Raw genomic sequence first — 23,813 nt, 5'->3', positions numbered from 1 at the left:
GACCCCGCGCACGCCCGTACCGGTTGGCCCGCGCGGCCGTAAGAACCTCGTTAGGTTTCGCCGGTGCGGTCGGCACCCGGTGCCTGGCTACGCTGGGCGGATGGACAGGTCGGGGGCAGGTCGCCGGGCCGGAACGGGGGACGTTCGTGACACAGCGGGTGCTGGTGGTCGACGACGACCAGACCGTCAGTGACGTCATCTGTCGATACCTCGAACACGACGGCTTCCAGGTGAGCCACGCCGGGGACGGGGCGGTGGCGCTTGCGGCGGTGGCGCGCCAGGCACCGCACCTGGTCGTGCTCGACCTGATGCTGCCCCGGATCAACGGCCTCCAGGTGTGCCGGGAGCTGCGGGCGCGGCCGGATGGCATCCCGATCATCATGCTGACCGCGCGGGGTGACGAGTCGGACCGGATCCTCGGGCTGCAACTCGGCGCGGACGACTACCTGACCAAGCCGTTCTCCCCCCGGGAACTGGTGCTCCGGGTCCGTTCGGTGCTCCGTCGCGCCGCCAGTGGGCCGCCACCCGAGCGGCCCGAGGCGATCACCGACGGCAACCTGGTCGTGCACACCACCTCCCGGACCGCCCGTCTCGCCGGTGCCGACCTGACGCTGACGTTGCGGGAGTTCGACCTGCTCGTCCACCTCATGCGGCATCCGTCCCGGGTGTTCAGCCGGGCCGAACTCCTGGAGCAGGTCTGGGGTTGGAACTTCGGGGACCACTCCACGGTGACCGTGCACGTACGCCGACTGCGCGAGAAGATCGAGGGCAACCCGGCCGATCCGCAGCGGATCGTGACCGTGTGGGGCGTCGGCTACCGGTACGAGCCAGCCGATGCGTGACCTGCTGCTGATCTTCGCGATCGCCCTCGGCGCGGCACTGGGCGTCGGGCTCGCCGGCGCACTGCTGCTGCGCGCGCTTCGGCGCAGCTCGATCACCGTGCACCTCAGCGTGCTGCTCGCCACCACTGTGGTCGCCGTCGCCGTGGGGGTGCTGGCGGTCGCGGAGGCGATGTTCCTCTCCGCCCACGACCTCGAGGTGGTGCTGATCACCGTCTCGGCGGCAGCGGTGGTCAGCCTCGCCGTCGGCGGGCACTTCGGCCGTCGACTGGCCCGCGCGGCGGTCTGGCGCGACCAGGCCCGGGAACGGGAACGGCACCTGGAGAAGGGCCGACGCGACCTGGTCGCCTGGGTCTCCCACGACCTGCGTACCCCGCTCGCCGGGCTACGGGCCATGGCGGAGGCCCTGGAGGACCGGGTGGTCCGCGATCCGGACACCGTCGACGAATACCACCGAAGGATCCGGTTGGAGACCGACCGGATGACCCGACTCGTCGACGACCTGTTCGAGTTGTCCCGGATCAACGCGGGAGCGCTGCGGTTGTCGTTGACCGCGGTGCCGCTCGGCGAGGTGGTGTCGGACGCGCTGGCCAGCACCACCCCGTTGGCCGACGCCCGCCGGATCAAGCTGATCGCCAGCGAGTCGGGGTGGCCGACGGTTGCCGCGAGCGAACCGGAGCTGGCTCGGGTCGTGGCCAACCTGCTGCTCAACGCCGTGCGCTACACCCCGGAGGACGGCACCGTACGCATCGAGGCCGGCCACGAGGAGGACCACGCCTGGCTGTCGGTCGCCGACACCTGCGGTGGCATCCCCCCGGCCGACCTCCCCCGGCTGTTCGACATCGCGTTCCGTGGCGAACCGGCCCGCACGCCCGGCCCCGGCGACGGCGGGGCGTCCGGCGGGCTCGGCCTGGCCATCGTCCACGGCCTGGTGGAGGCGCACGGCGGTCGGGTCGAGGTGCGCAACACCCCGGAGGGTTGCCAGTTCATGGTCCGACTCGCGACCGCCTGACGAAAACGAACGCCGCCGTCCACCACAACGACCCCATCCCTCGGGGGCGGAGGCTGTCCGGGTCTTCGTTACCGAACGTTCGGCGTCGCGTCGACTCGAATCGATAGGGTGCGTTGGCCGCCACCGACGGCGGGTTGTGCGGAGGGACATCGATGCGCAGGACAACGGACTGGCAGGCCCGCGCCCTGGGCGCCCTTGCGAGCACGGTCGCGCTGGTGGCGGCTCTGCTGCCGGCGGCCCCGGCGGCTGCCGCGAGCGTGGGCTTCAAGGCGGCCACGCTGAACATCTACTACGGGCTGAATCAGGTCGATTTCGTGCACGACCTGAACCTGATCGCGTCCAAGGCCGACCTCGTCGGTCTCAACGAGGTCGGTGCCCGCAAGGCGTTCCTGGAGAGCTGGGCCGCCGACAACGGCTGGTGGTTGTACGCGCCGGGCGGGACCAACCAGGCCGGCGAAGCGTTGCTCGCCAGGAAGAGCATGTTCGACGTACTCGACAAGGGGTCGATTTTCGTCTGTGACACCAACGGCCCGGGCGAGGTGCCGCCCGCGCGGTACAACAACTGGGTCAAGTACCGGCACAAGGCCACTGGCCGCATCGTGACCCACCTCAACGCCCACACGGTGGCCAACATCGAAACCGCCGGCCGGCCGGAGGACCTGCCGCGCACCCGGTGCGCCGAGGCGCAGTTCCAGGCCCTCAAGGACCTGGCGGTCGACAAGCAGGACGAGGGTCAGGTGATCGTGAGCGGAGACCTGAACGTCGATTTCAGCGCCGACCGGAGCTACGGGTACGCGAAGTTCCCGTGGCAGGTCTTCGAGGCCAACGAGCTGCCGAATCTGCGCTCCAACTACAACCTCTACGGCGAGAAGGGCACCGGGACACACGGCAACCGGCACATCGACTACGTCTACTTCTGGAAGCGGCTGCCCGAACACCAGCTGATGTGGATGACCGACTACGAGATCGTCGGTGGCACCAGGTCCGACCACAACGGTGTCGTAGCCATGTTCTCCATCCAGAACTGACGCACCCGCCCTCCGCCGGGTACGAGTCCTGCGCCCGCTCCCGGCTGAGGCGTTCCGTGCTGCCGGGGCAGATGCGACGCGGGTCGCACGGCAGACGACAATGCGAGCATGACCGACACCGTATCGGCTTCGCTGCCTGCTGTGATCGAACTCGTCGATGAGTACATGTACCGCGTGCTGAAGGGCGCAGACGATTCGGTGCTGGTGATCGGGGAGCTGATGGGCGCACTGACCGAGCCGAATGCCGAGGTCAGCGAGGTCAGTGAGGGGAGCGTTGGCAAGCTCTACCCCCTGTTCGGGGACCTGTCGGACATCGTCGACGGCTTCCCGTTCGACTACGCCGACGGTACTCAGATGATCGCCCAACGGGAGATCCGCGACGCTGCCTGGGACTGGCTGACCACGGCGCGTAACACCGACTGGTTGACCATCTACATCGACCGCTGGACCGAGAGAATCGCAGCCTTGCCGACCATCGAGGAAGGGCGGCCGTTTCGCGGTATAGCGGGCTAGCGGTGGGCTTCGAGCGTGTCCAGGGCGGGCGCTCATGCGAGGTGAACACCTCCAGCGCGATCCGGTGCAGGCCGATGCCCCGGCGGCGGTCCACGACCGCCAGGTCGAGTCGGTCGGGACGTTGCGGCTGGAGGGCTCGGCCTGTCCATCGTCCATGGCCTCGCGGAGGCGCACGGGGGTCGGGTCGAGGTGCGCAACACCCCGGAGGGTTGCCACTTCATGGTCCGACTCGCCACCACCTGACGCCACGGTCGCGGACCGGCACCTGTCGACGTCACGGCTCACGCCCGCGAGATCGAACTATGCCTCGCCCCTCAACGCCCGCAGCGCATCAACCGCTACCACGGTGTCCGGGTGGTCGGCGCCCAGCACCCGCGCCGCGTCGTTGACCGCCTTCTCCATGATGGTGATGGCCTCGTCGGTGCGGCCTCCTTGGCGATAGGAGGCGGCGAGGTTGGCCCAGGCGACGATCGCGTACGGGTGGTCGTCGCCCAGTACCCGCACCGCGTCCCTGACCACCTTCTCCATCATGGTGATGGCCTCGTCGGTACGGCCTGCCTGGTAGTAGGAGGCGGCCAGGTTGGCGCGGGCGGTGATCGTGTCCGGGTGTTCGTCGCCCAGCACCCGCGCCGCGTCGTCTACTACCTTTTCCTCGATGGTGATCGCCTCGTCGGTGCGGCCTGCCTGTCGGTAGGAGGCGGCCAGGTTGGACCGGGCAAGGATCGCAGCCCGGTGTTCGTCGCCCAGCACCCGCAGCCGATCGTTGAGCACCTTCTCCTCGATGGTGATCGCCTCGTCGGTGCGGCCTGCCTGTCGGTAGGAGGCGGCCAAGTTGGCCCGGGCGGCGATCGCGTACGGGTGCTCGGCGTCGAGGACCTGCACCGCGTCGATGAGGACCTCTTCCTCGATGGTGATCGCCTCGTCGGTGCGGCCCGACTGTCGGTAGGAGGTGGCCAGGTTGGCCCGGACGGTGAGCGTTTGCGGGTGTTTGGCGCCCAGCACCCGCACCGCATCGTCGACCATGCGGTGCCAATATTCGACGGCAAGGGCATACAGCCCCGACCGCAGGAGGCTGCCACCGGCCCGCCACAACAGCAGATGCCCTTCGGGGTGCCACAACAGGTCACCGGTGAGGCCGGCCAGGGTGCTGGTGTTGGAACGCAGGGCAGCGACCAGCTCGGTGGTGGCGTGGTCGTTTTCCGGCCACAGCCGCAACAGCGCGGCGGCGGCGGCGTGGGCGACGATGGCCGGGTCGATCGTGCTGACTTCTCGGCTGGCGCGGGCGGTCAGCGCGTGGACTCGCACGGCGCGGGGACCGTCGGCGGGGGTGTGGGTCAGCAGGCCGTACCGGTGCAGTGTCCGCAGGGCCATGCCGGACTGGTCGGCGGTGACGGGTCGGCCGACCTGGTCGGACAGGTAGCCGGTGACCGCGGCGGTGGTCCACAGTTCGTCGGGGTGGCCGTCGGGGCTGAGCAGCGCCGCCAGCGCCAGGGCCGGGCGGGCCAGCCCGACCGGGTTGGCCTGGTCGGCGGCGTCCAGGGCGAGCAGGAGTGTGACAGTCACCGGTCGGCCGTAGCCGTCGGGGTCGCTGCCGGCGGGCATCACCTCGGCCACCCCGGCGGCGGTGGCGTAGCGGGCCAGATAGTCCGCGCACCCGACCGCCTGGTCGATCATGTAGGCGGTGGCGTGGGACAACGCCAGGGGCAGGTGCCCGACGGCTGCGGCCAGGTCGCCCGCGCTCGCGCCGAGCAGGCCGGGACACCCGGCGTCGGTGAGCCGGTCGGTCAGGTACGCCAGCGACTCGCTCGGGCTGTACACGCCGATGTCGATGCTCTGCCGGCCGCCGGTGGACAGGGCCGCGTCGCGGCGGCGGGTCGTCGCGAGCGTCCACCCGGTCGGTCGGTGCGGCGGCCACCAGCCGATCAGGTCGGTCGGGTCCGTGATGTCGTCCAGGACGATCAGCCAGGTCCGGTCGGTGGTGTGCAGCCACTCGCAGAAGGCGGTGGCGTCGGCGGCCGGTTCCGTGCCGTCGGCTCCCGGTGCGCCGACGCGCAGCGCCGCCCGCGCATAGCCGGTGATGATCTGCTCGGGGCTGCCCGCGGGCACCCACACCACCAGATCCGCGGTCCGCTCCTCCTGGGCCTGGTGGGCGAACCACGCCGCCAACTGCGACTTGCCGACTCCGCCCTCACCGGCGAGGACCCGGGTACGCGTCCGGGCCGGCCGGACGTCGTGTTGGGTCAACACCACGTCGGCCCCGTGGTCACGCGCGTCCTGGATCCTCTCCCGCACGGCCCGGCGTGGTTGGAACGCCGAGGCCAACGCCGGTGGCTGCCCCACCTGGACCGGCCACGTCACCGCCGTGGGCGGGTAGTGGCGATGTTCGTGGAACTCGGGCCGGACATCGCCGTGGATGACGCCGGTGTTGGCGACACCAGCCCGGTCGGCCGTCGCGGCACCGGAATCGGTGACCGTGGCCGCGGCGGGCGGTTCGAGCGGTGAGGTCACGGCCGTGGCCGGCGCTGAACACCGGTGTTGGCCACGGAACCAGGACCATCAGCTGTCGCTTCTCCGGAACGGGCGACCTGCGCCGGACGGTCCGGACCGACCACGTCCGCTCCCGTGTTCGCCTGGCCGCCGCCGGTGGCGCGGGCCGCGCCCGTGTCCTCGACCCGGTCCGGCTCCACCATCGACGCACCCCCTGATCCAGCGGCGGGCAGCAGGTACGGCGCGACCAGCGCGACCAGTGCCACCACCACGCTGATGGCACTGGCCAGCTTGTCGGCCTTGTCCACACCCACCGCCACCAGGTACGCCACCAACCCAGCGAGGATCACACCGAACGTGACGCGCCCGGCCCACAGCCACCCACGCCCGCGACGAGGCACCATGCCTCCACCCCATAACGATCGATGTCGCTGGTTACTGCTGGTCAGTCTACGAACACGCGCCAACCTCCGCGCGACTGTGGCGGGACGGACTCCGGGTGCGGAGGATCAGGTCTGCCGCCACACCCGGAACGTCTGGTCGAGCCGCCACGTGCCATCGGGCTGCCGTGCCTCGTTGCGCCAGCGGAACTCGTCTGCCTCGATGTCGGAGAAGGTCCAGCGGAGGTCGCCGCCGTCGAGCACGATCTGGTCGCCGACGCGGGAGGCCAGGAAGGTGTGCGTCCGACGCCGTCCCGGTCCCACCCACGTCGAGCGCCAGAGGCCCGCCCCGGCTGTGGGATCGGGGAATCGCACGCTGACGCCGTGTTCGACGCCGGGCAGGATCCAGACGTCGGTGGTGGCCCGGCCGCCCAACGCGTACCCGAAGTGCCACTCGCCTCGTCGAACGGCCGAGGACCCGTCAGGGTCGTACTCGGTGCAGTCCAGTGCCCAGGAGCCCGTGAACTGTCCGAACAGGCTGAGGTCGACGCCGTCGGCCGGCTCGTCCGCGAGGAAGGCGGCCCCGATGGCATCGGATGACGTGAGCACCATGTCAGAACGATAGCGCCGGCCGTGGTGGCGGGATCAAGGCGAACGAGGCTCGTCGATCCTTGACACTCGCAGATGCGATCGCTAACACTGTCACGCAACGCGAACTTAACGAGCAGAACACATTGTGCCTGTACCGCGTGGCGACGCGTGCGGCACGTTGCCCGCCAGCCAAACCCGCGAAGACCCCGAGCCACGCAAGAGTCGATCTTGTTAACGCTAACATTCCGGAAGGGGAGTCGTGACCGTGGTTCCAAGGCGAACACCAGCGGCATCGACCACCGGGCCGGCGTCGCCACCGGACGGCGCGGCCACCCCACGCTGGGCCGACACCGGCAGGGCGGACAGCCGGTGGCGCCTGCGCTACGGGACCAACGGGTACGTCGGCATCCGGATTCTCGCGCTCTCCGCCGTGGCCGCCGCCGCTCTCGTGGTGGTCGCCGACGGGCCGGCGCAGGCCGCCACGCTGCCGACCGGCGCGGTCTCGCTGGAGGCGGTCAACCAGACCGGACGGTACGTGCGGCACATCGACTACCTCGGGCAGCTCGACCCGGTGACCGCCAGCAGCGCCAACCAGGTCAAGCTCGATGCCACCTTCACAGTGGTCAACGGTCTGGCATCGCCCTCCTGCTACTCGTTCCAGACCAAGACGGGCCTGTTTCTGCGGCACCGCGACTACCGGCTCCGGATCGACAGCAACACCGGTGACCCGGGGTTCCGTGCCGACGCCACCTTCTGCGCGGTCGACGGCTCGGTCGCCGGATCGGTGGCGCTGGCCTCGTACAACTATCCGAACCGGCGGATCCGGCACCGCGACTTCGCGCTCTGGCTCGACGCGTACCAGGACACGGCCGCGTTCCGGGCGGACAGCTCCTTCCGCCTCGCCGCGCCGTGGGCGCCCAGGACCACCAAGGGGCCGGTGATCCCGGGCCTCTTCGCCGACCCGCACCTCGCCGTCTTCAACGGCCGCTACTACCTGTACCCGACGACCGACGGCTACGCGAGCTGGGCCGGCACCTACTACAAGGCGTTCTCCTCCACCGACCTCGTCAACTGGACCGACCACGGGGTGATCCTCGACCACGGCCCGGACGTGTCCTGGGCGGACAACTCAGCCTGGGCGCCGGCGGTGGCCAGCGCCAACGGCCGCTACTACCTGTACTTCAGCGGTGGCGCGGCCAGCGGCAACACCGCCAAACACCTCGGTGTCGCGGTGGCCGACAGCCCCACCGGGCCGTTCCGCGACGCGCTGGGCCGGCCGCTCGTCCGTAGCGACCAGTTCTCCGGTGGGCAGGCGATCGACCCGATGGTGTTCACCGACGACGACGGGCAGTCCTACCTGTACTGGGGGCAGGGCGTCGCGCGGACCGTGCGACTGAACACCGACATGGTCTCCTTCGACACCGCGCAGGTACGGGTCGTCACGCCGTCGGGCTACAACGAGGCGCCGTTCGTGTTCAAGCGCAACGGCCAGTACTACTTCATGTGGTCGGAGAACGACACCCGCAGTGAGGACTACCGGGTCGCGTACGCCACCGGCCCGTCGCCCCTCGGGCCGTGGACCAGGCGCGGCGTCGTGTTGCAGAAGCGGCTCGACGTCGGCATCAAAGGCACCGGCCACCACTCCGTGGTCCGGGCACCCGGCAGCGACACCTGGTACATCGCCTACCACCGGTTCGCCGTGCCGGCCGGCAACGGCACCAACCGGGAGACCGCCATCGACCGGATGGAGTTCAACGCCGACGGCACCATCCGTCCCGTCGTACCGACCCTCTAGCAGACCCGGATGTCCCTCCGCGAAGGAGAAAGACACATGTCGAGAGTCCTCGCGCGGCTCGGCGCGGTTGCGGTGACCGCGTGCCTGCTGTTCACCACCTGGTCGGCGGCGACACCGAAGCAGGCGGCGGCGATCGACCCGACCGTCGGCTACCTGATGGCGCACTTCACCGGCGAGTCGTCCACCGACCAACAGATCTACCTCGCCCACAGCACCGACGGTCTCCGCTGGACGGACCTCAACAACGGCGGGCTCGTCCTGCGTTCCACGGTCGGCACCCGCGGCGTGCGCGACCCCGCGCTGGTCCGCTCGCCGAACGGTGACCGCTACTGGATCATCGCTACGGACCTGTGCATCGGCTGCGGCCAGGACTGGTCGACCGCGATCAACAACGGCAGCCGCAACCTCGTCGTGTGGGAGTCCACCGACCTGGTCAACTGGTCCGCACCGTGGTTGCTGAACGTCGCCGGCGCGATCCCGGACGGACGCAACGCCTGGGCGCCGGAGGCGATCTGGAACCCGGACACCGGCGACTACGTCCTCTACTGGGCGACGAACGTCCCCCTCAACGGGGCGACCAAGCACCGCATCTACTCGGCCCGCACGGCGAACTTCCGCAGCATCACCACGCCGCAGGTCTACATCGACCGACCCGGCAATCAGGAGATCATCGACACCCAGATCGTCGAGGTGCCGGCCGGCGTCGGCTCCTACCGTTACGTCCGGGCCTCCCGGGACGGTCAGATCGCCATCGAGGGCAGCAACTCCATCCTCGGCACCTGGACGAGCCTCGGGAACCTGTCCGGCATCGGGCTGACCGGTGCCCAGGTCGAGGGCCCGATGTGGATGAAGTACAACAACCGCAACGAGTGGGTCCTCTACCTCGACCAGTACTCCTCCGGGCGCGGCTACCTGCCCGTCCTGACCACCAACCCGTCGAGCCCGAGCAGTTTCCGGCTGCCGGCGTCCGGCTCGTACGCCATGGGTGGCACCAGGAAACGGCACGGCACGATCCTCAACCTGACCGCCGCCGAACAGGACCGGGTGCTCGCCCGCTGGCCCGCCACCGCGGTCAACCGGATCCAGTCGTACAACTTCCAGGACCGGTACGTGCGGCACTACGACTACGACGTCCGCATCGACCCGAACGTCAGCCCGGCCCAGGACAGCCAGTGGCGACTGGTGCCCGGCCTGGCCGGCTCCGGCACCGTCTCCATCCAGTCGGTCAACTACCCGGGCTACTACCTGCGCCACTACGGTTTCGACTTCCGACTGGAAGCCAACGACGGCAGCGCCACCTTCGCCGGCGACGCCACCTTCCGGCGGGTCGCCGGCCTGGCGAACTCGTCGTGGACGTCGTTCCAGTCCTACAGCCACCCGGACCGATACGTGCGGCACTACAGCTACCTGCTCCGGCTCGACCCGGTCACCGACGCGCAGGGCCGTGCCGACGCGACCTTCCGCGTGACCAGCTGAACTCTCTGCACCTTCGAACCCGGAGAGGCACGATCTAGTGATTGGACATCGCATGGAACGGATCAGCCGGTCGTTGCGCCGGACGGTGATCGCCCTGGTGGCCGCCATGACGGCGATGGTCGGCGGCGTGGTCGTCGTCGCGTCGTCGCCCGCCGCCGCCGCCACCAACCAGTTCCGAGGCATGAACTGGGCCATGTTGGGTGACAACTTCAAGACGACCCCGCTCGTCGTGCAGGGTCTGAGCATGTCCGACAGCAACGCGACGGTGCGGGCCAAGGCCAACGCCCTCTACGACGACATGGCGTCCACCATGGGGATCAACACCGTCCGGCTGCCCATCAACACCCACACCGTGGGCACGGCGTGGTGGGAGGCCTACCGAGGCGCCATCGACGCGGCCACCGCCCGCGGCTTCAAGGTCATCCTCGCCTACTGGGAGGACGCCGCCGCCTCCGGCGGCAGAATCACGAATCTCGCCGCGTGGAACACGATGTGGTCCACCGTGACGAACACGTACGGCTCGAACACGAACGTCTACTTCGAGCCGATGAACGAGCCGCACGGTTACAGCTCGACGGAGTGGCGCAACGTCGCCGCGAACTGGCTCAGCTACCACACCTCGGCGGTGCCCGGCCGGGTGCTGATCGGCGGCACCGGCTTCAGCCAGGACCTGCGCGACATCTGCAACGACAGCCGCTTCAACTCGACGCTGCTGTCGTTCCACTACTACGCCTTCTTCTACGGCGCGATGACCTACGACGCCTTCCGCAGCCACATCCGGGAACGCCTCGGCAACTGCGCCTCCCGCGCGGTCGCAACCGAGTTCGGCGCGCCGATGAACGACGGTCGCAACTACGCCGACGCGGGCAGCACCGACAACTTCGTGCGCTACATCCGGGCCATGGCCCAGGTCATGCGGGACAACCAGATGGGCGGCACCTACTGGCCCGCCCTCGGCGGCAAGACGGGCACCATCGGCTACGACTGGTACTCGATGTTCGCCCTCAGCGGCAGCGGCACCGACCTCAACCTGACCGTCCGCAACACCTCCGGCGCGGACCGGATCCGGTACGCGTGGGGCGACACCATCGGCGGCGGCGACCCGACGACGCCTCCGCCCACGACGGGAACGTTCTACCGGCTCGACGTGCGGCACAGCGGCAAGGCCATGGACGTCCAGCAACCGAACACCGACAACGGCGCGCGCGTCGGTCAGTACACGTACGGCGGCAACGCCTGGCAGCAGTGGCAGTTCCAGGACGCCGGCAGCGGCTACTGGCGCATCGTCAGCCGGCACAGCGGCAAGTGCCTCGACGTGGTGAGCGCGTCGACCGCCGACGGCGCCGAACTCGTCCAGTACACCTGTGGCAGCGGCACGAACCAGCAGTTCCAGATGGTCGCCAACGGCAGCTACTTCCAGCTCCGGGCCCGACACAGCAACAAGTGCGTGGACGTACCGGCCGCGTCGACAGCGGACGGCGTGGTCCTCAAGCAGTACACGTGCAACACCGGCACCAACCAGCAGTGGTCACGCACGGCCGTCTGAGGTAGCAACGGATCCAGCGGTGCGGCCCGTACGCCTCGAAACCGAGGTGTGCGGGCCGCACCGACGCCGTCCTGACCTTCCGCACCGGGTGTGCCCCGCCTCGGTCCGGTCCCGTGCACTGTGGAATCCGGAGCCCTACCAAGGTCGGCTTTGGCGGCAACCACGAGTACGGTTTCGGTGCCCGACAAGCACGGGTATCGGCGGTACGTCGCGGGTTGGGAGCGCCAGCCCGGCGGCGGCGGGCCGTGGGAGGGAGCGAGGGTGACGCAGCGGAGAGCATTGGTGGTTCGGGGCGGATGGGAGGGGCACCAGCCGGTCGAGGCGACCGAGTTGTTCATTCCCTTCCTCGAACGTGGCGGCTATGCCGTACGGGTCGAGGAGTCGACGGAGATCTACGCCGACGCCGCCGAGATGGCCGACACCGACCTCGTCGTGCAGTGCATGACGATGTCGCAGATCACCTCGGCCCAGTCGGCGGGCCTGAGCGCGGCGGTCAGCGCCGGCACGGGGTTCACCGGCTGGCACGGCGGCATCGTGGACTCGTTCCGCGCGTCCTCGGAATACCTGCATCTGGTGGGTGGACAGTTCGCGACCCACCCGGGCAAGGAGCCCTGCGAGCGGCACGGTGGCGCGGAGGACAACTTCCTGCCGCACACGGTACGCGTCACCGACCTCGGTCGGGAGCACCCGATCACCGCCGGCGTCGAGGACTTCGACCTGGTCACCGAGCAGTACTGGGTGCTGCACGACGACCTGATCGACGTACTGGCCGTGACGACCCACCCCACGCAGGCGTGGCATCCGTGGCACCGGCCGGTCACCTCACCGGCGATCTGGACCCGACGTTGGGGTGCCGGGCGCATCGTCGTGACGACCCCGGGGCACAGCGTGGACGTGCTGGAGCACCCGAGCGTGCGTACCGTCATCGAGAGGGGGATGGTGTGGGCGACCCGCACCGCGTCGGCGTCGTAGGTCTCGGGGTCATCTCCCGCGCCTACCTGGACACCCTCGCCAACCACCCCGCCGTGCAGATCGCCGCACTTGCCGACCTCGACGACGCCCGGTCGGCCGCGGTCGCCGCCACGATTCCCGGCGCCGAGGCGACGAGCGTCGAGCGGCTGCTCGCCCGCCCGGACGTGCAGACGGTGCTCAACCTCACGATCCCCGCGGCGCACGCCGACATCTCGTTGGCCGCGATCGACGCCGGCAAGGACGTCTACGTCGAGAAGCCGCTCGCCGTGACGTTCCCGGACGGCCGCTCGATCATGGACCGGGCCGCGGCGGCCGGTGTGCGCGTCGGGTGCGCGCCGGACACCGTCCTGGGCACGGGCACGCAGACGGCGCGGGCGGCGATCGACGGCGGGCTCATCGGACGCCCGATGTCCGCGTCGGCCGTCATGGTCACCGCGGGGCACGAACGCTGGCATCCCAACCCCGACTTCTACTACGCCCCCGGCGGCGGCCCGTTGCTGGACATGGGGCCGTACTACATCTCCGCGCTCGTCCACCTGCTCGGACCGGTCCGCGCGGTGGTCGGAGCCGCCAGTCGCCTGCGCGACGAGCGTGTCATCGGCTCGGGTCCCCGGACCGGCGAGCGGATTCCGGTGGAGGTGGACACCCACGTCACGGGCGTGCTCGAACACACCAACGGTGCTCTGTCCACCATCACCACGAGCTTCGACGGGGTCACGACGACGGCCGACCCGATCGAGGTACGAGGGGAGACCGGCACCCTTGCCGTGCCCGACCCGAACTACTTCGACGGTGAGGTCCGCCTCTTCCCGCTCGGCGGCACCGAATGGCGCGTCCTCGAACCGCAGGCCGGCTACGCCGGCTCGTCCCGCGGCATCGGCCTGATCGACCTGGTCAGAGCCGACGGGCAGCGTCCGGCCCGCGCTGGTGGCGACGTCGCGCTGCACGTGCTGGAGACGATGACCGCCCTGCTCCGGTCGGCGGCCGAGGGTAGGCGGATCGAGCTGACGACGGTGGTGGAGCGGCCCGCACCCGTTCCGCTCACCCCGGTGGAGGACTGGAAGGCGTAACACGCACCTGGAGACAGCCGTCGCGACGGGTGGGCGACCCCGATTCTTAACTCCGATGTCACCGTTCAAACCCTCAGGCGACGTGTCGGTGTCTGCCCGCAGGAGTTGGCTGTCAGCCGTCGCACGTACCCTGACCAGGAGCTGATTCGAGTGCCTTCCTCCCGTCGTACCTTCCTCGCGGGCGGCGCCGCCGCCGGCGTGGGCCTTGCCGTCGCCGGTGGGCTGCCGTCCCTCGCTCAGGCCAGCCCCGGCCGGCCGCACCCGCCGGTCAAGAGCGGTCCCGTGCCCTTCCCGCCGCTCGTGGACGACCCCAAGGGGATCCTGGCCCTGCCGGAAGGCTTCAGCTACACGGTGGTGACCCGGACCGGCGTCACCCGACTCGACCGGGGCCAGGGCGTGACACCGTCGGACCACGACGGCATGGCCGTCTACGACGCCGGCCAGGGCCGTTACACCCTGATCCAGAACCACGAGATCGACCCGGGCGCCGAGTTCGGCGTACCGCACGTCAAGGGCACGGTGTACGACCCGGGCGCCGTCGACGCCGGCGGTTGCACCGTGATCAAGACGGACCGCGCGGGCCGTAACCTGGGTGAGTTCGTCGCCCTCTCCGGCACCATCTCCAACTGCGCGGGCGGGCCGACCCCCTGGGGCACCTGGCTCACCTGCGAGGAGACCGAGGACCGGGCCGGCGACGAGTGGGAAGAGGGCGGCCGCTCCGGCGTCTACCAGAAGGACCACGGGTACGTCTTCGAGGTGTGGGCCGACGGCAGCGCCGACCCAAAGCCGATCAAGTGCCTGGGCCGCTACTCCCACGAGGCCCTGGCGGTCGACAAGGACCGCACCGCCATCTACCTCTCCGAAGACGCCGACGGGCCCAACGGCCTCTTCTACCGCTGGTCGGCGCCACGGGGCGTGAAGCTCGGTCCCGGCGTGCTCACCCGCCTCGCGCCGAACGCCGGCGTCCTCGCCGCGATGCAGATCATCATGGACGACGGTTCGGTGCTGCCGGACGTCGCCTACCTGACCTCCGCCCAGCTCGGCCGCCCCTTCCCGGTGCGGTGGATCGAGGTGCCGGACCGCGACGCGCGGCAGAAGTCGGTGCGCGAGCAGTTCGCCGACGGTCAGGTCACCCGGGGGCGCAAGTTCGAAGGTGTGTGGAGCACCGACGAGGGCGTGTACGTGGTCAACTCCTACGCCTGGGACGACGGTGACCTGCCGGCCGACGCCGCGCCGCACGACGGCATGGTCTGGTTCTACAACTTCCGCGACCAGACCATCCAACTGGTGACGTACTTCCCGCACCAGACGGCGTCGGAGGAGGGCACGGCGGTCAAGTACACCGACCTCACCTTCGACGGCCCGGACAACGTCTCCGTCACCCCATGGGGCAGCCTGGTGCTGGCCGAGGACGGCACCGGGGCCTCCCACGTGCTCAGTACGACTCCGGGCGGGCCGACGTACGCGATCGCCCGTAACCAGCTCAACGACTCGGAGTTCTGCGGGCCGACCTTCAGCGCCGACGGCAGGGTCCTCTTCGTCAACATGCAGGACCCGGGCCTGACCCTGGCGATCACCGGCCCGTGGGAGAAGTACCTGGGCTGACGGACGTCGGGCCGACCGGTGGGGGTCAGGTGCTCGGCCTGATCCCCACCGGAGCCGTGCGGTGGACCGTCAGCCGACCTGGACCAGCCGCCAGTTGTTCCTGGTGCTGCCGTTGTCGGTGTACTGGACGGCCTGGGCGCCCCAGGTGCTGGAGCCGTTGAGGACGGCGAGCACCTTGCCGCTGTTGACGTTGCGGATCCGGTAGGAGCCGTCGCTGTTGGCGACAAGCGTCCAGCGGTGGTCGGCGGTGCCGTTGTCGGCCCACTGCAGGACGCGGGCGTTGTCGGCGGTGGACATGTTCTCGACGCCGAGGACCTTGCCGCTGTTGGCGTTACGGAACCGGACCGCGCTGCCGTCGGTGATCCGGACCCAGTTGTGGTCGGCGGTGCCGCTGTCGCCCCACACCACGGCCGGACCACCGTCGGCGGTGGACATGTTCTGCACGCCGAGGACCAGGCCGGTGTCGACGTTCACCAGTTTGTAGGTGCTCCCGGTGCTGGTGCCGCCGCTCACGCTTGTCACGAAGGTCATGACGCTGCGGGCGGGAAGCGTGACGGTGAGGGAGCCGTTGGACATGGTGAGCGCGCCCTGGGGCGCGACGGTCCTGCTCGCGTCGGTCAGCCAGTTCGAGACACTTCCGGACGCGGTGGTGTTCGACAGGGTGAACTGCTGGCTGACCGCCGAGGTGTTCTTGTTGACGGCGACGATCACGACGGTGTCGCCGCCCCGGTACGCCGAGACGTAGACGTTCGACGCCGGGTTCGCCGTCGCGTCGATCCGGACGAAGCCGGGGCGGACGAACCTGGCGAAGTGCGCCATCATGGCCCCGCGCTTGCTGATCTGGCCGTCCTCGCGCATGGGCCCGTAGCTGCGCCGGAGATACCACCAGACGTACGCCTGGAACTCGGCGTCGACCATGGCGCGGTGGATGTGCTCGCCCACGTCGAGCGCCTCGGGCCAGGCGTCGCCCGAGTTCGTGTTGCTGTTGGGGTAGTAGACCTCCGTCATCCAGAGTTCCTTGCCCGCGCCCTTCTGCTTGAACAGGGGGTAGGCGAAGTTCGCGTACGAGGTGCCGTAGAGGTGCGCCCCGATGATGTCCACGTTTGCGAGCGCCGTGGCGTCGTTGAGGATCGGGTCGGACACCGACTTCACGTACTGGAAGGACTCCGGCGCGATGACCCTGGTGCTGATCGAGCCGGCGTTCTCCTTCAGGAACCGGACCATCTCGGTGGTCGTCCACCACGTCCACTCGGCCGCGTAGTCGGGCTCGTTCTGTACCGAGATGGCGTACAGGTTCACTCCGTTGTCCCGCAGGTGCGTGGTGAAGCCGTTCAGGTGCTGGGCGTAGGCGGCGTACGAGCTGTATCGCAGGCGCCTCGCGTTGGTCTGGCTGCCCCGGGTGAAGGTCTCGATCATGCTGGCCGGGGGATTCCAGGGCGACGCGAAGACGGTGGCTCCGAGCTCGACCGCGCGCCTCGCCGTCGCCAGGTCAGCGCTCCAGTCCGCCTGGTTCTCGCCGACGGGGATCCGCAGCAGGGAGAATCCCAGCCGGCCCTCGCCGGTGCCGAACGCCGTGTCCCGCTGGGCGGCTGTCAGGTCGCCGATCCAGGCCGCGTGTGCCATCGCGCCGAAGCCTCGGATCGTCTGCCGGGTGGCGGATGGATTGATGCTCGCCGCCGCCGCGGAGGCTTCCGTGGCGCCCACGACCGCCGCGACCGTCGCGACCGGTACGGCTCCCATCGTCGTCAGGACGGTTCTGCGGCTCAGCAACTGTCGCCTGCCGCTCACCGGCTCGTTCTGGTCCTGCGTCATGTTTCGTCCTCCTGGCTGGTGGTGGTACGCGCCTTCGCGGTTCCCTCGGCCCGGTCGGCACCGGTCTGCCGCGTCGCCACCGGTCGACGGGATCCCGGTGGTGATGACCATTCGATTGCGATCGAATGACGTAACTGTTAACGCTAACAATCACGGCAGTCTAAGTTCAGTCTTCGCCGAAGGTCAAGAACGAGCAGGTCAGTGAGTGGATGAACGCTCTGCGTGACCGCGCCTCTGCACGGTCATCACACCGGTGCGCGCCTGACTAATGTCATGACCACCCATGCGCCCCACATCGAGTGTCGTGACTATGTGCACTGGGGCCCGCCCCGTCCCGACCACGAGACTTGACTCAACGCCGGAACACCAGCCGGCCGAGTCGAAGGGACGGCGGGACAGTGGACGAACGCTACGACAGCTACTGCGCCGCGGACCCGCTGTTCTACGACTCGCTCGGCAGCGCCGTGGCGCAGCCGGTCTTCCCGGCCGCCGACCGGCCACTGCCGACCGGCTGGCGCCGCGAGCCGCTCGACGACTGGCTGATCTACGCGCCCGACGGCGGCTCGCTGCCGCAGCAGGGCTGGAAGATCCACGTGTCGGCGGGCCTGGCGAACGCCGAGCGGGTGCTGGACGCCGTGTGGGACTACTGCGTCCCCCGGGGCCTGTCCTTCAAGTTCCTCAGGGGACCCCGCACGCTGCTGCTGCGCAACTCCAAGTACGCCTCCCGGGCCGCCAGTGGCAAGTTCGTCACTGTCTACCCCCGCGACGAAGCGGAGCTGGAGCTGACCTGCAAGGAGCTCGACGAACTGCTCACCGGCGAGACCGGGCCGTACATTCTCAGTGACCTGCGCTACGGCAACGGCCCGGTCCACGTGCGCTACGGCGGCTTCGCCGCCCGCTACTGCCACTCGCCCGACGGTCAGGTGGTGCCGGCCATCGAGGACGACTCCGGCATACTGGTGCCGGACCGCCGCGAGCCGGTCTTCCACGTGCCGTCCTGGATCACCCTGCCCGACTTCCTCGGCCCGCACCTGGCCGCCCGCGCCGGCACCAGCACCGACCAGGTGCCGTACCGGATCGAGCGGGTGATCCACTTTTCCAACGGTGGTGGCCTGTACGTGGGCCGGGACCTGCGTACCGACACCGAGGTGGTGCTGAAGGAGGCCCGGCCGCACGCCGGCCTGGACGCCGACGGTGCCGACGCCGTCGCCCGGCTGGCCCGCGAGGCGGACGCCCTGCGGCAACTCGCCGACCTGCCGCAGGTGCCACGGGTGCACGACGAGTTCGTCCTGGGCGAGCACCACTTCCTTGCGCTGGAGTTCATCGAGGGCCGAGCGCTGAACAAGGTGCTCGTCGACAGGTACCCCCTCATCGACGCCGACGCGACAGACGACGACCGGGCGGCGTACGCCCGCTGGGCCCGGCAGACCTACGAGCAGGTCGAGTCCCTCATCGCGGCGATCCACGAACGCGGCCTGGTCTACGGGGACCTGCACCTGTTCAACATCATGATCCGGCCGGACGACCGGGTCGCCCTCGTCGACTTCGAGGTGGCCGCCCCGATCGCCGGGCACCGCCGACCCGGTCTGCGCAACCAGGGCTTCGCCGCCCCGCGCGACCGCACCGGACCAGCGGTCGACAGGTACGCCCTGGCGTGCCTGCGGTTGGCGCTGTTCCTGCCGCTGACCCAGTTGGTCCGTCTCGCACCGGCGAAGGTGACGCACCTGGCCGACATCATCGCCGCGAACTTCCCGGTGCCGAGGTCCTTCCTCGATCCCGCGGTCGAGGAGATCACCGGTCGCCCCCGGGCCGCGGACGTACACCACGCGTCACTCACGCGGGAGAAGCTGGCGACGGCCATCCTGGTCAGCGCCACCCCGACCCGGGACGACCGACTCTTTCCCGGTGACATCGAGCAGTTCCGCAGCGGCGGCCTCAACCTCGCCCACGGGGCGGCGGGAGTGCTCCACGCGCTCGACAAGAGCGGTGCCGGACGGTGGCCCGAGCACGAGGACTGGCTGGTGCGGCGAGCCACAGCGCCGCCGTCCGGCACCCGCTGCGGCTTCTACGACGGGCTGCACGGCGTCGCGTACGCGCTCGAACACCTCGGACGCCGGCAGGACGCGCTGGACGTCGTCGACATCTGCCTGCGCGAACCCCTGGACGGGCTCGACCACAGCCTGGCGAGCGGACGGTCCGGGATCGCCCTGAACCTGGCCGAGTTGGCCGCGCGTACCGGCGAGGTCTCGTTGCGCGACGCCGCGTGGCGGGTCGCCGAGCAGGTGATCGGGCAACTGGCCGACGACCCGGGGCCGGACGTCAGCGGCGGACGTAACCCCTACGCGGGGCTGCTGCGCGGCCGGACCGGACCCGCGCTGATGCTTTTGCGGCTCTACGAGCTCAGCGGTGACGACGAGCTGCTGACGCACGCCGCCACGGCGCTGCGCCAGGATCTGCGCCGGTGTGTGCTGCGCCCGGACGGCGCCCTGGAGGTCAACGAGGGCTGGCGGACCATGCCGTACCTCGCGCATGGCAGCGTCGGAATCGGGCTGGTCCTCGACCAGTACCTGCGGCACCGCGCCGACGAACGGTTCGCCGAGGCGAGCGCGGGAATCCGTCGCGCGGCACGGTCACCGTTCTACGCGCAGTCCGGGCTCTTCGCCGGCCGCGCCGGCATCATCGCCTACCTCGCCGCCTCGACCGACGACGCCGACCGCCGGGAACTTCGCGCGCAGCTCGATCGGCTGACCTGGCACGCGCTGCCGTACCAAGAGGGAACCGCGTTCCCCGGTGAGCAGTTGCTGCGCCTCTCCATGGACTTCGGCACCGGCACCGCAGGCGTGCTCTTCGCGCTGGCCTGCGCACAGCACGACCGGCCGCCGGTGCTGCCTTTCCTCGCGCCGCTGCCGGGCGCGCAGAGACTCCCCCGCGACAGCGGGGGCGACCTGATCGGCGAACGGAAGGAAGGGAGGTGAACGACATGGCGCTTCTGGACCTCCAGGGCCTGGAGATGGCTCCGGCCGACCGCACGGGTGGCGGTAGCCGGGCGAGCCTGCTGCTCTGCGGCGACAGCTCGCTCTCCGTCACGACCTGCAACTGATCCGCCGCACAAGCGAGGCCCTGGGTGGGCAGACGTGCCCACCCAGGGCAACCGCGTACCACCGGGAGGACCGATGCCGACGTTCGCCTCGGGGGATCGACTGCTCCGGCGGACGGCCCGGGCCGGCGGCGGCTGGACCGGCGGACTCGCGGCGGTCGCGCTGCTCGGCGCGGCCGCCGAACTGTTGCTACCCGCGGCCCTCGGCCGCGCCGTCGACGCCGCCCTCGGCGGGGGCTCCGGCTGGTGGGCGGTGTCCGCCGGTGGCCTGGTCGTCGTCCTCATCGCCGTCGACACCCTCACGGACCTGGCCAGCGGATTCGGCGCGGCACGCGCCACCGCCGGGCTGCGCCGGCACCTGCTGCGGCACGTGTTCGCGTTGGACGTCCGCGCCACCCGCCGGTACCCGGTCGGTGACCTCGTCGGCCGGTTGGTCGGCCAGGCCGCCGACGCGGGGCAGGCCGGCAACGCCATGGTGCTGACCGTCGTGGCGGTGCTTCCGCCGCTCGGCAGCGTCGTCGCGCTCGCCCTCATGGAACCGGTCCTCGGGATCACCCTGCTCGTCGGTCTCGGCCTGCTCGCCGTCCTCATGCGCGCCTTCGTGGCCGACGCCTCGGCCGCGACCGCCGGGTACCAACGGGTCCTCGGCACCATCGCCGGCCGACTGCTGGAGTCGCTGACCGGCGCGCGGACCATCGCCGCCGCCGCCACGACCCACCGCGAGGAGGACCGGGTGCTCGCGGCCCTGCCGGAGCTGGGCCGGCACGGCCGGCGCACTTGGGACCTGCTGGCTCGGGCCAGTGCGCGCACCTCCGCCGTGGCACCACTGCTGCACCTGAGCGTCGTCGCCGTCGGCGGGTACGCCCTGACCGCAGGCTGGCTCACGCCGGGCGAACTGGTCGCCGCGGTCCGGTACGCGGCCATGGGCGCCGGGCTCGGCGGAGTGCTCGCCACCCTGAACCACCTGGTCCGCAGCCGCGCGGGGGCACACCGGGTCGCCGAGCTGCTGCAACAGCCGGTCGCGCCGGCCGGCGACCGGCCCCTCCCGCACGGCGGCGGAGCCCTGCGACTGCGTGGGGTGCGCGTGTACGCCGACGACGGCCGACCGATCCTGGACGGCATCGACCTGGACATACCGGCCGGCGCGACGGTGGCTGTCGTCGGAGCGTCCGGTGCCGGCAAGTCGACCCTGGCCGCCGTGGCGGGACGGCTGCACGACCCCGACGGCGGTGAGGTGCGACTCGACGGGGTGCCGCTGCGCGACCTCGACGGGTCGGCGCTGCGCCGAGCCGTCGGCTATGCCTTCGACCGGCCGGTGCTCGTCGGCGCGACAGTCCACGATGCGATCGGGTTGGCGCTGCCTGTCGACTCGGCCCCGCCGCCCGACCGGAGTCCGGCCACGCCTGCCGTCCGCCGGGCGGCCCACCTGGCGGCGGTCGCCGACGTGATCGACCGGCTGCCCCACGGTTACCGCACCCCGCTGGTGGACACACCGCTGTCCGGAGGCGAGACCCAACGCCTCGGCCTGGCCCGGGCGTTCGCCGCCGAGCGGCTGCTCATCCTGGACGACGCGACGTCCAGCCTGGACACCGCGACCGAACACCGGATCACCGAGGCGCTGCTCGGGTCGGACGGCTCGCGTACCCGGCTGGTGGTCACCCACCGGCCGGCGGTGGCCGCGGCGGCCGACCTCGTCGCCTGGCTGGACCGCGGTCGGTTGCGTGGACTGGCGCCGCACCGGCGGCTCTGGGCCGACCCGGACTACCGGGCTGTCTTCCAGCCGGCCGGCGGTGGCTCGTGAGCCGACCCGGCGTACGGCGGGTGACCTGGCGGGCGCTACGGGCCCGCCGGCGCGATCTCGCCCGGCTCTGCGGCTGGTCGCTCGTCGAGTCGCTGCCCGCGCTGCTCGCCGGCCTCCTGGTCGCCCGCGCCGTCGACGACGGCTTCCTGGCCGGACGTCTCCTGCACGGCCTGGCGTGGTTGGCGGCGCTCGCCGTGGCGGTGCTGGTCGGCGCGGTGGCTACCGGTCGGACGTACCGGAGCCTCGGCGCCGTGGTCGAGCCGTTCCGCGACGAGGTGGCCGCCCAGGTGGTCCGGAGTTCGCTGCGCGACGCCACCCGGGCGGGTGGCCGCCCGGACAGCGCCGCCGTGACCCGGCTGACCCACCAGATGGAGATCGTCCGCGACACCTTCGCCGGTCTGCTGATGGTGACCCGCGGCTTCCTCTTCTCCGCCGGCGCGGCCCTGCTCGGCCTCCTCGCCCTGGCACCGGTGGTGGCGGTGCTGGCCGCCGCGCCGATGGTCGCCGGCCTGGCCGTGTTCCTCGCCGCGATGCCGGCGATGGTCGCGCACCAGCGCGCGTACGTCCGGGCTGGTGAGCAGCTCGGCCAGTCGGCTGCCGCGGCGCTTGCCGGTCACCGCGACGTGCTGGCCTGCGGCGCCCAGGCACGCGTGACGGCCGACGTGGAACGCCTGGTGTCGGCGCAGGCCGCCGCCGAACGCACCCTCGCCCGGATGGCCGCGATCCGCAGCCTCAGCCTCGGCATCGGCGGTTGGCTGCCGCTTGTGGTGCTGCTCGCGGCCGCTCCGTGGCTGGTCGAGCGGGGGTTGACCGCAGGCGCGGTGCTGGGCGCGCTGATCTACGTCTCCACCGGGCTGCAACCCGCCCTGCACACCCTCGTGCAGGGCCTCGGCGGCGGCGGGCTGCGGTACGTGGTCACCCTGGAGAACATCCTGCGCGCCGGCGCGGTGTCCGACGGCCCCCGCCGGTCCGGCCCCGCCATCCGGGCACCCCGCTCCCGCCCGTCGACCGGGCCGGTCGGCCGCTCGCCGGCCGTCGAGGTCCGGGGGCTGACGTTCGGCTACGGCCCGCGCGCCCGGCCGGTCCTGCGGGACTTCTCGCTGACGTCGGCCGACGGGGAGCACCTCGCCGTGGTCGGCCCGAGCGGCGCGGGGAAGTCCACACTGGCCGCCCTGATCGCCGGGCTGGTGCCGCCGCAGACCGGTACGGTCCACCTGGCCGGTGTGCCGGTCGCCGGCGCTGAGCCTGACGTCCTGGCCGGCATGCGGGTGCTGGTGCCGCAGGAGGCGTACGTCTTCACCGGCAGCCTCGCCGACAACCTCCGCTACCTGCGGCCGGACGTCGACGACGAGACGCTGGAGGGCGCCCTCGACGCGCTCGGCGCGCGCCCGCTGGCGACCCGCCTGGGCGGGCTGGGCGCGCCCGTCGCGCCGGCTCTGCTCTCCGCCGGGGAGCGGCAGCTCATCGCGGCGGTCCGGGCCTGGCTGGCACCCGCCCCGCTGGTGATCCTCGACGAGGCGACCTGTCACCTGGACCCGGCACTTGAGGCGACAGTCGAGAGTGCCTTCGCCCGGCGGCCCGGCGGCCTCGTGGTGATCGCGCACCGGATCAGTTCCGCGCTGCGGGCCGATCGGGTGCTGGTCCTCGACGGCGACGAGCCCGCGCTCGGAACCCACGGGCAGTTGATGGCCCGCTCGGCCACCTACCGGGCGCTCGTCGGCTGCTGGGACGAGCCGGTGCTGTCGCCCGGGACGGCACCGGCTCGGCGGGGCTGAGCCGCAGGCCCGAC

The 23,813-nt window shown here is 70.9% G+C and carries 18 protein-coding genes and 1 pseudogene; 15 read left to right on the top strand and 4 right to left on the bottom strand.

Features of this window, described 5'->3' with window-relative positions; genetic code table 11:
* Positions 1–146 precede the first annotated feature (146 nt).
* The 5 genes and pseudogenes from AB0F61_RS21510 to AB0F61_RS21490 all read left to right on the top strand — a co-directional run.
* Positions 147–842, top strand: coding sequence for a response regulator transcription factor (locus AB0F61_RS21510; RefSeq protein ID WP_357812303.1), 696 nt, complete (start codon positions 147–149; stop codon positions 840–842).
* Positions 835–1,851, top strand: coding sequence for an ATP-binding protein (locus AB0F61_RS21505; protein WP_357812301.1), 1,017 nt, complete (start codon positions 835–837; stop codon positions 1,849–1,851). Before AB0F61_RS21510 ends, AB0F61_RS21505 begins: the two co-directional genes overlap by 8 nt.
* Positions 1,852–2,003: 152 nt before the next feature.
* A complete protein-coding gene (locus tag AB0F61_RS21500) occupies positions 2,004–2,879 on the top strand; it encodes an endonuclease/exonuclease/phosphatase family protein (protein ID WP_357812299.1) in 876 nt (291 codons plus the stop codon).
* Between the two features lie 108 nt (positions 2,880–2,987).
* Positions 2,988–3,392: a hypothetical protein gene (locus AB0F61_RS21495; protein ID WP_357812297.1), complete on the top strand. Its 405-nt coding sequence runs from the start codon at positions 2,988–2,990 to the stop codon at positions 3,390–3,392.
* A 123-nt stretch (positions 3,393–3,515) separates the two neighbouring features.
* Positions 3,516–3,635, top strand: a pseudogene (locus AB0F61_RS21490) (ATP-binding protein); the annotation flags it as partial.
* 57 nt (positions 3,636–3,692) lie between these two features.
* Here AB0F61_RS21490 and AB0F61_RS21485 read toward each other — a convergent pair.
* From AB0F61_RS21485 to AB0F61_RS21475, 3 genes are all read right to left on the bottom strand, one after another.
* Positions 3,693–5,900, bottom strand: a complete 2,208-nt coding sequence (locus tag AB0F61_RS21485; RefSeq protein ID WP_357812295.1) for a tetratricopeptide repeat protein — start codon at positions 5,898–5,900, stop codon at positions 3,693–3,695.
* The gene (locus tag AB0F61_RS21480; protein ID WP_357812294.1) at positions 5,897–6,283 is read right to left on the bottom strand and encodes a hypothetical protein; all 387 of its coding nucleotides are present in this window, start codon (positions 6,281–6,283) and stop codon (positions 5,897–5,899) included. The genes AB0F61_RS21485 and AB0F61_RS21480 overlap by 4 nt, the downstream gene beginning before the upstream one ends.
* A gap of 105 nt (positions 6,284–6,388) precedes the next feature.
* Complete coding sequence (locus AB0F61_RS21475) at positions 6,389–6,871, bottom strand: hypothetical protein (RefSeq protein WP_357812293.1); 483 nt, start codon at positions 6,869–6,871, stop codon at positions 6,389–6,391.
* Between the two features lie 238 nt (positions 6,872–7,109).
* On the opposite strand from AB0F61_RS21475, the gene AB0F61_RS21470 reads away from it, so the two are divergent.
* From AB0F61_RS21470 to AB0F61_RS21445, 6 genes are all read left to right on the top strand, one after another.
* Positions 7,110–8,645 (top strand): family 43 glycosylhydrolase, encoded by a 1,536-nt coding sequence (locus AB0F61_RS21470; protein WP_357812292.1) that lies wholly within the window; start codon positions 7,110–7,112, stop codon positions 8,643–8,645.
* Between the two features lie 36 nt (positions 8,646–8,681).
* Positions 8,682–10,121, top strand: a complete 1,440-nt coding sequence (locus AB0F61_RS21465; protein WP_357812290.1) for a glycoside hydrolase family 43 protein — start codon at positions 8,682–8,684, stop codon at positions 10,119–10,121.
* A 52-nt stretch (positions 10,122–10,173) separates the two neighbouring features.
* Complete coding sequence (locus tag AB0F61_RS21460) at positions 10,174–11,667, top strand: RICIN domain-containing protein (RefSeq protein ID WP_357812288.1); 1,494 nt, start codon at positions 10,174–10,176, stop codon at positions 11,665–11,667.
* Between the two features lie 261 nt (positions 11,668–11,928).
* Positions 11,929–12,639 carry a ThuA domain-containing protein gene (locus AB0F61_RS21455; RefSeq protein ID WP_357812286.1) on the top strand — a complete coding sequence of 237 codons (711 nt, stop codon included), beginning with the start codon at positions 11,929–11,931 and terminating at the stop codon, positions 12,637–12,639.
* Positions 12,609–13,709, top strand: a complete 1,101-nt coding sequence (locus AB0F61_RS21450; protein WP_357812284.1) for a Gfo/Idh/MocA family oxidoreductase — start codon at positions 12,609–12,611, stop codon at positions 13,707–13,709. Before AB0F61_RS21455 ends, AB0F61_RS21450 begins: the two co-directional genes overlap by 31 nt.
* Positions 13,710–13,859: 150 nt before the next feature.
* A complete protein-coding gene (locus AB0F61_RS21445) occupies positions 13,860–15,314 on the top strand; it encodes an alkaline phosphatase PhoX (protein ID WP_357812281.1) in 1,455 nt (484 codons plus the stop codon).
* A gap of 69 nt (positions 15,315–15,383) precedes the next feature.
* On the opposite strand, the gene AB0F61_RS21440 is transcribed toward AB0F61_RS21445, so the two are convergent.
* Complete coding sequence (locus tag AB0F61_RS21440; RefSeq protein ID WP_357812279.1) at positions 15,384–17,126, bottom strand: RICIN domain-containing protein; 1,743 nt, start codon at positions 17,124–17,126, stop codon at positions 15,384–15,386.
* 398 nt (positions 17,127–17,524) lie between these two features.
* On the opposite strand from AB0F61_RS21440, the gene lanKC reads away from it, so the two are divergent.
* The 4 genes from lanKC (at position 17,525) to AB0F61_RS21420 (ending at position 23,799) form a co-directional block, all read left to right on the top strand.
* A complete protein-coding gene (gene lanKC, locus AB0F61_RS21435; RefSeq protein ID WP_357812277.1) occupies positions 17,525–20,101 on the top strand; it encodes a class III lanthionine synthetase LanKC in 2,577 nt (858 codons plus the stop codon).
* A gap of 5 nt (positions 20,102–20,106) precedes the next feature.
* Positions 20,107–20,226 (top strand): SapB/AmfS family lanthipeptide, encoded by a 120-nt coding sequence (locus tag AB0F61_RS21430; protein ID WP_013734295.1) that lies wholly within the window; start codon positions 20,107–20,109, stop codon positions 20,224–20,226.
* Positions 20,227–20,299: 73 nt separating this feature from the next.
* Positions 20,300–22,024, top strand: a complete 1,725-nt coding sequence (locus tag AB0F61_RS21425) for an ABC transporter ATP-binding protein (RefSeq protein ID WP_357812275.1) — start codon at positions 20,300–20,302, stop codon at positions 22,022–22,024.
* A complete protein-coding gene (locus AB0F61_RS21420; RefSeq protein WP_357812273.1) occupies positions 22,021–23,799 on the top strand; it encodes an ABC transporter ATP-binding protein in 1,779 nt (592 codons plus the stop codon). Before AB0F61_RS21425 ends, AB0F61_RS21420 begins: the two co-directional genes overlap by 4 nt.
* Positions 23,800–23,813 lie beyond the last annotated feature (14 nt).

The sequence above is a fragment of the Micromonospora sp. NPDC023888 genome, assembly GCF_040639415.1.
Taxonomy (GTDB): Bacteria; Actinomycetota; Actinomycetes; order Mycobacteriales; family Micromonosporaceae; genus Micromonospora.
This window is presented reverse-complemented; position numbering and strand designations above follow the sequence as displayed.